The sequence below is a fragment of the Tahibacter sp. genome, from assembly GCF_035481375.1.
In the GTDB taxonomy this organism is placed as follows: domain Bacteria; phylum Pseudomonadota; class Gammaproteobacteria; order Xanthomonadales; family Rhodanobacteraceae; genus Tahibacter.
On sequence record NZ_DATIGT010000019.1, the window covers coordinates 18,821 to 28,278 of the forward strand.

At 69.8% G+C, this 9,458-nt stretch carries 9 protein-coding genes; 3 read left to right on the forward strand and 6 right to left on the reverse strand.

Annotated features, from left to right (window positions below):
- Positions 1–32: 32 nt before the first annotated feature.
- A complete protein-coding gene (locus VLF18_RS01085) occupies positions 33–608 on the reverse strand; it encodes a 2OG-Fe(II) oxygenase (protein WP_325277766.1) in 576 nt (191 codons plus the stop codon).
- Entirely contained in the window at positions 605–2,410 is a 1,806-nt protein-coding gene (locus VLF18_RS01090) for a tetratricopeptide repeat-containing sulfotransferase family protein (protein WP_325277767.1), read from the reverse strand. Before VLF18_RS01090 ends, VLF18_RS01085 begins: the two co-directional genes overlap by 4 nt.
- 190 nt (positions 2,411–2,600) lie before the next feature.
- Here VLF18_RS01090 and VLF18_RS01095 point away from each other — a divergent pair, with 190 nt between their 5' ends.
- A complete protein-coding gene (locus tag VLF18_RS01095; RefSeq protein ID WP_325277768.1) occupies positions 2,601–3,236 on the forward strand; it encodes a sulfotransferase family 2 domain-containing protein in 636 nt (211 codons plus the stop codon).
- Here the strand turns inward: VLF18_RS01095 and VLF18_RS01100 are convergent.
- Both VLF18_RS01100 and VLF18_RS01105 read right to left on the reverse strand, forming a co-directional pair.
- Positions 3,209–3,679, reverse strand: coding sequence for a hypothetical protein (locus VLF18_RS01100; protein WP_325277769.1), 471 nt, complete (start codon positions 3,677–3,679; stop codon positions 3,209–3,211). The genes VLF18_RS01095 and VLF18_RS01100 overlap by 28 nt on opposite strands.
- Before the next feature lie 107 nt (positions 3,680–3,786).
- Positions 3,787–4,194 carry a GNAT family N-acetyltransferase gene (locus VLF18_RS01105; RefSeq protein WP_325277770.1) on the reverse strand — a complete coding sequence of 136 codons (408 nt, stop codon included), beginning with the start codon at positions 4,192–4,194 and terminating at the stop codon, positions 3,787–3,789.
- Between the two features lie 123 nt (positions 4,195–4,317).
- Here VLF18_RS01105 and VLF18_RS01110 point away from each other — a divergent pair, with 123 nt between their 5' ends.
- Positions 4,318–5,772, forward strand: a complete 1,455-nt coding sequence (locus tag VLF18_RS01110; protein WP_325277771.1) for a PLP-dependent aminotransferase family protein — start codon at positions 4,318–4,320, stop codon at positions 5,770–5,772.
- A gap of 44 nt (positions 5,773–5,816) precedes the next feature.
- Positions 5,817–6,374 carry a putative Fe-S cluster assembly protein SufT gene (gene sufT / locus VLF18_RS01115; RefSeq protein WP_325277772.1) on the forward strand — a complete coding sequence of 186 codons (558 nt, stop codon included), beginning with the start codon at positions 5,817–5,819 and terminating at the stop codon, positions 6,372–6,374.
- A 7-nt stretch (positions 6,375–6,381) separates the two neighbouring features.
- On the opposite strand, the gene VLF18_RS01120 is transcribed toward sufT, so the two are convergent.
- Positions 6,382–7,077 (reverse strand): hypothetical protein, encoded by a 696-nt coding sequence (locus VLF18_RS01120; RefSeq protein WP_325277773.1) that lies wholly within the window; start codon positions 7,075–7,077, stop codon positions 6,382–6,384.
- A 154-nt stretch (positions 7,078–7,231) separates the two neighbouring features.
- Positions 7,232–9,458, reverse strand: a 2,227-nt coding sequence (locus tag VLF18_RS01125; RefSeq protein ID WP_325277774.1) for an EAL domain-containing response regulator, incomplete at its 5' end; no start/stop codon positions are given.

The following is a 9,458-nucleotide window of genomic DNA, read 5'->3' on the forward strand; positions in this document are numbered from 1 at the left end:
CGATCTGGGCGACGCGCTTTTCCGGTCGGCGTTCAAGGCTGAAAAAGCAAATACGTCGACAAAATATACTTCTCCCCCGACCGCGGCGGCGGCGCCTCGTGCTGGTACATCCAATACGGCGGAAACATCAGCAGGCGGCCCGCGCGCGGCTGCACGTCGAGTCGCAGATCCGGAAACCGCGTTTCGCCGCCGTCGGCAACGTCGTTGAGATACCAGAGCAGCACGAGATAGCGGTTCGCCACCGCGTCGATCGCGTCGAAGTGCAGCTGGAAGCGTTCGCCGGCGCCGGGGCGGTAGCGTTTGATCACGAGTTCGCTGATGCGCCGCATCGGCGGCACCGCGATGCGCAGGCCGACATCGCGGTTGTAGCGCGCGACGTTTTCGTCGATGCGCGTCATCAGGAAACCGCGGAATGCCTCGTCCGACAGCGGCGAGATGTCGAGTTCCGTCCAGGCGCTGTCGTCGAGCCCGGCACGCACGCCGCGGCCGTTGCCGCGCTGGAAGCGCGTCAGCGCGTTGAACGAGCCGATCAACTGCGCGCAAAGTGCCGCGTCGAGATTGTCGTCGTAGCAGCGCAGGTAGTGGCGCAGCGAATCGCGCTCGCTCACCAGGCGTAGCCCCAGCGCCGCGCATACGGATCGAGCAGCGGCCGCAACGGCGCGATCCATTCGGCGTAGGCCTGCCAGCGGCCGATCGCGCGCGTGTTCACGGGTTCGGCGACCTGCGCGTAGCTCGGCGTGGAAATATAGCCGCGCTCGCGCGCATGCGCGTCGGGCCGCAGCAGCGCGTCGTCCCAGGGCACGCCGAGAAATTCCGTCAGCGCGCGCGCGCGCGCCGGCAGGTCGGCGACGAGATCTTCGTAGCGCGAGACGAACACGTCGCCGCCGAGCAGCGCGTGCTGGTCGATCCAGAAATCCATCGCGGCCGCATAGCCCTCGGCCGTCGTGCGCAGCGTCTCGCAGAGCGCGACGAATACCGGCGAGCGGAAGTTCTGCATGTAGTTGCTGAGCACGACGTCGGCCGGATGCCGCAGCGCAAGCACGATGCGCGCGTGCGGGTAGATCCGGCGGATCAGCGGCAGCTTCAGCAGATTCAGCGGGTTCTTGTCGACGAGCCGCGTCGATGCGTTCCAGTCGACATGTCGGGCGACGCGCTCGCGGTAGATCGCGCGCATTGCGGCGCACTGGCCCGGCGTCAGCCGGCCGAGGTCGCCGGGATGGTCGAGACCGCCGGCCTGGAGATACTCGACGAGATCCTGCAGGTAGGCGCGTTCGTCCATGCAGGCCAGTGCCGGATGTGCGTCGAGCATGGTTTCGAGCAGCGTCGTGCCGGAACGCGGGAAGCCGACGACGAAGATGGGGCTGGCCGCCGCGTCGGGAGCTGCAGGATCGGGCGTCCATGCCGCGCGCTGCGCGTCGAGGCGCTGCCGTGCACCCGCGAGCGGCGGCGCGTCGAAGAGTTTCGGCGCGCGCCGGCGCAGCAGCGTGCAGCGCGCGGCGTGTGCGCGTTCGAGCGCCTGCATCGCGCCGGCAGGATCGCCGTCGCGGTCGCAGGCGCGGGCCAGTGAAAAGTACACGTTTGCATTATGCAGCGATGCGCGGCCGTCGGCGAGCAGCGCTTCGTGCAGGGCGCGCGCGGTACGTGCGTCGCGGCCGCGCGAGGCCAGCGCGGCGCGCAGCAGCGAGAGATCCTCGGCGAACGCCGCGTCGGCGCCGTCGTGCGCGGCGAGTGCGGCGGCGACAGCGTTCGCGTCGTCGAGGCGGTTGCAGCGCTCGTGGATCGCGGCAAGACGCAGCAGCGCGCGCGGATGCCGCGGATCGCGCGCCAAGGCGAAGCGCAGCAGCGCGTCGGCCGCATCGGTCGCGTCGAGACGGAACAGCAGCCAGGCGGCTTCGGCGATGACGCCGGTGTCGACGTCCTGCCAGCGCAGGTCGCGGGCGAGCAGTGCGCGCGCCTTGGCGAGATCGCCCTGCTCGAACGCTGCTGCCGCGGCATACGTGCGGATCTCGGCGTCGTGCGGCGCCTGCAGCAGCGCCCGTTCGAGCCAGCGCTGCGCGACGGCCGCATCGCCGAGGTCGAGCGCGTTGAGGCCGAGGTTGAGCAGCACGCCGGCATGCTCGCCGCTGCGGGCGAGCGCCGCGCGCAGCGCGCCGTCCGCCGCTTCGCTGCGGCCGGCTTCGCGCAGCGCGTTGCCGAGATTGTTGAACGCTTCGAAGCCGGCGCCGGGCAACGCGGCCAGGCGCTCGAACAGCGCGATGGCCTCGGCCAGCCGCTGCTGTGCCTGCCAGCTCAACGCGAGCAGCGTCGACGCGGCGGTGTCGTCCGCGTCGGCGGCGAGCGCCTGCAGGCAGGCCTCTTCCGCTTCGCGGTAGCGGCCGTTTTCGATGTGGGCGAAGGCGTCTCGGAGCATGCGGCGGGCCGGTGGGGCGACGCGCCGAGTATCGGCGGCGCCGTTCGGACGCGGCAATCGATCCGGCGCGGTGGCACCTCATTCGCGCAGTCGCGGCAACGCAGGGCGGTCGCGGGTCCGGAAAGTCGGGCCTGTGCGACAATCGCCGGTTCCCGCGCCCCCTGCGCCGCACTGCGTCCGGCTCCCGGCCATGATCATTTCGCACAAGCACCGCTACATCTTTTTCGCCGTGCCGAAGACCGGCACGCACTCGGTGCGGCAGGCGCTGCGTCCGTACATGGACGACGCCGACCAGGAGCAGGTCGGCCTGTTCGTGACGAAGCGCTTCGACGATCCGCAGCTCGGCGCGCTCGGTCATGGCCACCTGAGCGTGCGGCAGGTCGAGCCGGTGCTCGGCGCGGTGTTCCGCGACTATTTCAAGTTCGCGTTCGTGCGCAATCCGTTCGATCGCTTCGTGTCGTACTGCGCCTTCATGACGCGCCAGAACGGCGAATTCGCGCAGAATCCGCGCGGCGTGATGCGGCATTTCATCCGCGACCGGCCGCCGTTCGAGCACCTTCTGTTCCGGCCGCAGCACGAACTGCTCGTCGATGCGCAGGGCCGTGTGGCGATGGATTTCGTCGGCCGCAGCGAACGCGCGCAGCAGGATTACGCAACGGTCTGCGCGCGGCTCGGGTTTCCGGCCGATACGCTGGGCAAGGTCAACAGCTCGAGCCACGCGCCGTATGCGGCCTACTACGACGACGAGCTGCGCACGCTCGTCGGCAACTTCTATCGCCGCGACCTGGAACTGTTCGGCTACGAGTTCGCCGGCCCGATCGATTGATCGGGTGCCGTGGCGCCGTGGCGCTGCCACAGCGCGGCGACGGCGGCGATGATCGCGGCGGCGCCGAGAAACACGAGATCGAGTCCGCTCAGGCGTGCCCAGGCGACCGCATAGGCGAGGTCGATGCCGATCGCACCGAAGATGTCGGTGAGGCGCATCCCGAGCAGCATCGCGACGCGCCCGCTCGCGATCATCCACAACGCGTAGGCCGATGCGGCCGCACTGAACGCAGCGGCGCACACCGCGGCGAACGCGGCATTGCGCGGACCGTTCGTCGCGAGGATGCGTCCGATGACGAAGCCGAGCGGCATCGCGAGATAGGCCAGCACGTCCTGGCGCCACAGCGCGGCGAGCGCCCAGACGGCGCCGCCGGCCAGCGCGACCATCAGCGCCGTCGCGAGTCCGAGCGGATTGACCGGCGGCAGCGGCCGCTCAGCGCGCACGGGATTCGTCACGGCACAACGACAGGTAGGACGGCATGAGCGCAGTCGGACAGGACGGGGCGCGCATCATAGCCGCGCCGTCCGGCGGCCGTCTTGCCGACGCACGTTCAGCGCAGTGCGTCGTCCGGATCGAGCAGCCACGCCGACGCGTGGTGGCGGAAACCCACGCGCGGGTAGTAGTCGACGGCGGCCGGCGCGGCGAGCAGCACGATCTTCGCCTGCGGCGCGGCCTGCTGCGTGCGGCGGATCAGTTCGCGGCCGATGCCGTGGCGCTGCCAGGCATCGCGCACCGCGAGGTCGGCGAGGTAGGTCGTGAAGCCGAAATCGGTCAGGCTGCGCGAGATGCCGACCAGCGTCCCGCCGTCCCAGGCGGTCACGGTCAGGTTCGCGTGCGCGAGCATCGCGCCGAAGCGCGCGTCGTCGTCGATCGGACGGCGCGCGCCGAGCGAGCAGTCGGCATACAGGGCGCGCGCGGTCGCCACATCGGGTATCACGTCAGTGCGATAGACGATCATCCGCGGCGGACCTCGTGGCGGGAAATTGGACGCATGGTGTGCTCCGGCTCTTGACGCGGCGAGTATCTGGCTCAGAATTGGCTCCAACTAGAACCGCAATCGCAGCGTGCGAAAGGGCCAATCGTGTATCTCGAACTCGACGGCAACGGGGCGCTCTATGCGCAGCTCACGCGGGCGCTCAAAGCGGCCATCCTCGCCGGCCGCGTCGCCGCCGGCGCACGGCTGCCGGCCACGCGTGTACTTTCACGGGAAATGGATCTTTCTAGAAATACAGTCCTTGCCGCGTACGAGCAGCTGCACGCGGAAGGCTTCCTGGTCGGCAAGGTCGGTTCCGGAAGCTACGTCGCCGACATCGAGTCGGCGCGCCGGCCGCGCGCGGCGCCGCGCGTCGTGCCGACGAGCCCGGTCGCGCGCTATGCGAAGCGTGCGCGTGAAGTCTTCGACGACATCATCCCGGGCCGTCAGTACATCGGCCTGCGCTACAACCTCCAATACGGCCTGCCGCTGACGAATCCGACGCTGACCAGCGCCTGGCGCCGCTCGCTCGCGCAGGCCTCCGCACATGCGGAAATGGACTATCCCGATCCGCAGGGACTGCCCGAACTGCGCGAACAGATCTGCGACTACCTCGCGCGTCGCCGCGGCATCGTCTGCGCGCCGGAAGACCTGCTCGTCGTGTCGGGCACGCAGCAGGCCTTCTTTCTCGCCGCGACCGTGCTCGTCGAAGCGGCCGACGGAGTGATCCTCGAAGACCCGCACTACCGCGGCGCGCGCCAGGTGTTCCAGGCGCACGGCGCGCGCGTCGAGGCCGTCCCCGTCGATGCCGACGGCCTGCGCACCGACCAGCTGCCCGAACGCGGCGCGCGACTCATCGTCGTCACGCCCTCGCACCAGTTTCCCGCCGGCGCGGTCATGTCGCTGGCGCGGCGCCTCGAACTCATCGAGTACGCGGCGCGCCAGCGCGCCTGGGTCATCGAGGACGACTACGACGGCGAGTTCCGCTACGACGCGCATCCGCTCGCGGCGATGCAGTCGCTCGACCGCCACGGCCGCGTGATCTACATCGGCAGCTTTTCGAAGACGTTGTTTCCGAGCTTGCGCCTGGGCTACATGGTGCTGCCGCCGGGCCTGCGCAAAGCCTTCGTCGCGGCCAAGTGGTTCTGCGACCGCGGCTGCCCCGCGATCGAGCAGGGCGCGCTCGCGCGCTTCATGGCCGACGGCAGCTTCGAGCGTCATCTGCGCGATGCGGCCAAGACCCTGAAGCAGCGCCGCAACGCGATGCTGAACGGCCTGCGCCGCCACGCCCCGGCGGTCGAGGTCGCCGACACGCATGCGGGCATGCACCTGGTCGCGTGGCTGCCCGGGGTCGGCCGCAGCCAGTGCGAGCGCCTGATCGCGCTCGCGGCCGAGCGCGGCCTTGGACTTTATGCGATCGAGCCCTATTTCCTGGGCCAGCCCTCGCGCAACGGCCTGCTGCTCGGCTACGCCAGCCTGCCGCCCGCGGACATCGAGGCGGCCATGAAGCTGTTCGGCGCCTGCCTCGCGGAACTGGGCCTCGGCCGGCGTCAGGCCGCATAATCGTCGTCTTTGCCGGCCCCACGGGCCAGGAACCGAACCGTCCCATGGCCGGATACAGCCACACTTCCGAACCGATCAAGCTCGAGCGCGACTGCCCCGCAGTCATGGTGCCGCAGGGCGAGGCCGTCACCTTGCCGGCCGGACAGATCGGCTACATCACGCAGGCGCTCGGCGGCAGCTTCACCGTGTACGTCGAAGGCAACCTGTTCCGCATCAAGGGCGAGGACGCCGATGCGATCGGCAAGGAACCGCCGACGACCATCGAGCTGTCGGAAGGCGCGAGCGACGCCGACGTCGAAAAACTCGTCTGGCAGCAACTGCGCACCTGCTTCGATCCGGAGATTCCGGTCAACATCGTCGATCTCGGCCTCGTCTACGAATGCGATCTCGTGCGCGGCGAAAGCGGCGAGCGCGAAGTGCGCGTGCGCATGACGCTGACCGCGCCGGGCTGCGGCATGGGCGACATTCTCGTCGACGACGTGCGCGCGAAGGTCGAAGCCATCCCGACGATCGCCGCGGCCGATGTCGAGCTCACGTTCGACCCGCCGTGGACGCACGCGATGATGTCGGACGTGGCGAAGCTCGAAACCGGGATGCTGTGACGCCGCGTCAGTTTGCGCGAGGTGCCGCTCGGCGGTTCCAGATCGACGGCGACAGGAAGGCGTAACGCAGCAGTCCCCAGATCAGCGGAACGTGGATCGACATGCTGACCGCGAAGCCGAAGCCCAGCACGAGTGACGCGTTCGTATCGCCGAGCGCGGCAAGCTCGGTGAAGGACCGCTTGGAATAGACGCCGAGCACCGCGAGATTCACCGCGAGCACGGCTACCCAGGCCAGCGAATGCACCCATGCGCGGCGCAGGCGCCATCCGGCGATGCCGGCGCAGCCGATGCAGACGACGACGGACGTCATGAGCGCAACGTCGTTGATGCCGCGCGAAATGCGTGAGACTTGACTGGCGACGGTCAACACGCCGAGTCCGCCCGCATACAGAAACCAGATGATGTCCCAGGCGCGGTTCCGCGCAGGCGGCCGGCGTGCAGCCGGCATCGCGGCTGAGGCCATGCGCGGCGGCTGGTATGGATTTCGCTCGAATTCGTCCGGTGCGAAATCGATTTCGTCGGGAACGGCGGGACCGCGCGGAGGCTCGGGCTTCGTCAACGCCAGCCCGCGCGATTCGGCTTCGGCCGCAGCCACTTCGCGCGCGAGTTCGGTGAGGGCATCCGAATGCAGACGCCGCAGCAGTTCCGCATCGACGAGATCGGCGTAGCGGCGCTGCAGCGAGTCTCGGGTGACTTCGGTCATTGCCTGTGCCGCGCGGAGGGACCGGCGCTAGCGTAACCGCTCATGCGCGTGCGGGCGCACTGCGATGCCCGACGCGGATCGATGCGGCGACGCGCGTCCGGCGCGCGATGCAGGCACGCGATGCCCGCCGGCATCGCGTGAGCGCCGGGTTTTTTCACCAGAGCGGTCGGGTGAAGTCGAATTCGGGCGTGGCCGACGCGCGCGCGAACGCGGGTCCGAGACCGTAGTCGACGCCGAGCCGCAGCAGCAGGTGCGCACGGTTGATCGAGTCGACTTCCGGAGCGATCACCGCGCAGCCGGCGGCGTGCGCCTTGCGCACGAGCGCGAGCAGCGTGTCGCTCATCGATTTCGCGGTGCCGAGTTCGGCGACGAGGCCCGCAGAAAGCCGCACGAAGTCGATGGTCAGGTTCTTCAGCGCGTGCACCGCGGCCCAGTCGCGGCCGAAGTCGACGAGGCAGACGCGCACGCCGCTCTGGTGCAGGAATTTGAGGCGCTCGGCCGCGCGCGCGCCGGCGTCGATGAGTTCGGAGCACGGCAGTTCGAGCGTGAGGCCGGTGCCCGACAGATGACGCTCCTTGAGCTCGCGCGCGAGCCAGTACGGAATGTCCGGATCGAGCAGCGTCGCGACCGACTGCGGAACGAACAGGCGCAACTGGCGTCCGCGCTTGAGCTGCTCCTCGCGCACGCTGAGCGAGCGTTCGAGCAGCCAGCGGTCGAGCGTCGTGAGCTGGTTGCATTCCGCCGCGACCGGCGCGAGGTCGGCGTAGGCCACGGCGACGCCGGCCTGCGTGGTGCTCTTGACCTTGAAGCTCAGCTCGAACTGACCGCTGAGCTTGCCCGTCAGCGGAACGATCGGCTGGAAATCGAACTGCGTCTGGTCCGGGGTCAGCGGCCGGCTCAGCACGGCGCGCACGGCGAGCAGCGGATCGGACGGCAGCAGCGCGGCTTCCTTGGCCTCGAACCAGAGCACGCGGTTGCCGCCGAGATGCGCGGCCGCGATCTGCGCGGCTTCCGCGTTCGTGACGACCTCGTCGACGTTCGCATGCTCGCCGCCGAGCAGCGCCATGCCGATGCTTGCGGTCAGCGGATGGCTCTGGCTCTGATAGATGAACGGCTGGCCGGCCAGCGCAAAGCGCAGGCGTTCGGCGATACCGGTGATGTCGCTGCGCGAGCGCCGGTGCAGCAGCACCAGATAATGGAAGTCGCTGTATTGCGCCGGCAGATCGAGTTCGTCGAGCTGGCTGCGCAGCAGATTGCCGACGTGCGCATCGATCGCGGCGAGGCCGGTAATGCCGATGCGTTCGCGCAGTTCGCCCGCGCGGTCGAGCGCGATCGTCAGCAGCGCCGCGGAACGGTCGCCGAGCGCCGTGCCGAGCTTCTCGATGAGCACGTTGCGCGAATACAGACCGGTGCGCGCGTCGCGGCCGTCCGGATTGCCGATGATCTCGCGCAGCCAGTGCGCGCGGCGCACGCGCGACGTCACCGCGCTGAGCAGGTGCCGCGTCTTGAGCGGCTTGACGAGGAATTCGTCGCCGCCGGCGGCGATCGCGTCGAAGCGCAGATTCACCGCCGACGCATCGGCGGCAAGAATGATCGGCATCGCCGCGTACTCGGGCTGTTGCCGGATCATCTGCGTGAGTTCGATGCCGCCGACGTCCGGCAGATTGCAGTCGAGCACGACGACGTCGGGACGGAATTCGGCGAGCGCGCCCAGCGTGCCCTGGCCGTTGCCGACGATGCGCGCAGTCATGCCGCGTTCGGCGAGCGCGCGCGCGGCGTCGATCGCGTTGTGCCGGTCCGGCGCGACGAGCAGCACGCGCCAGGCCGGCGCGTCGGTATGCGCGAGCAGTTCGTCGAGCTTGGCGAGCACGCGCAGGCTGTCGACCGGCGCCTGGAAGAATCCGGCTGCGCCGGCGCGCATCGCGAGCAGGCGGTGACCGAGGTCCGCGTCGGGCGAGACGACGATGAGGCTCGGCAGCGCTTCGCCTTCGGCCGCGAGCTTGTCGTAGATCGCGCGCACGCGGCCATACAGGCGCAGCTTGCGCGCGTCGAGAATCAGCGCACCGGGAATCGCATTTTCGAGGAAGCCGAGCAGGTCTTCGGAACGCTCGGTCGCGCGCGTGTCGAAACCGCGCTCGCGCAGCGCGCTGAGGAGGCCCGGCGCGACGCTGTCGTCGATGCCGTGCAGCGCGATCGTGCGCGGCAGGCGCACGACGCCGTCGGTCGGCGACGTCGCGACCAGTGGCCGCAGCGACGCCGGCTCGGGCGCGTCGTCGGGCGGCAGCGCCGCGGCGAGATCGGCCGCCTCGGCGGCGCGGGCCGCATTCGACGCGGACGCCGGCACGGGTTCCCGCGCCGGGGGCGGCGCCGCGGCCGGTGCG

What these genes read in the sequence shown, in the direction of transcription:
- VLF18_RS01090 (WP_325277767.1), bottom strand. Translation starts at nt 2,410, where the DNA reads ATGCTCCGAGACGCCTTCGCCCACATCGAAAACGGCCGCTACCGCGAA.
- VLF18_RS01095 (WP_325277768.1), top strand. Translation starts at nt 2,601, where the DNA reads ATGATCATTTCGCACAAGCACCGCTACATCTTTTTCGCCGTGCCGAAG.
- VLF18_RS01105 (WP_325277770.1), bottom strand. Translation starts at nt 4,194, where the DNA reads ATGATCGTCTATCGCACTGACGTGATACCCGATGTGGCGACCGCGCGC.
- sufT (WP_325277772.1), top strand. Translation starts at nt 5,817, where the DNA reads ATGGCCGGATACAGCCACACTTCCGAACCGATCAAGCTCGAGCGCGAC.
- VLF18_RS01120 (WP_325277773.1), bottom strand. Translation starts at nt 7,077, where the DNA reads ATGACCGAAGTCACCCGAGACTCGCTGCAGCGCCGCTACGCCGATCTC.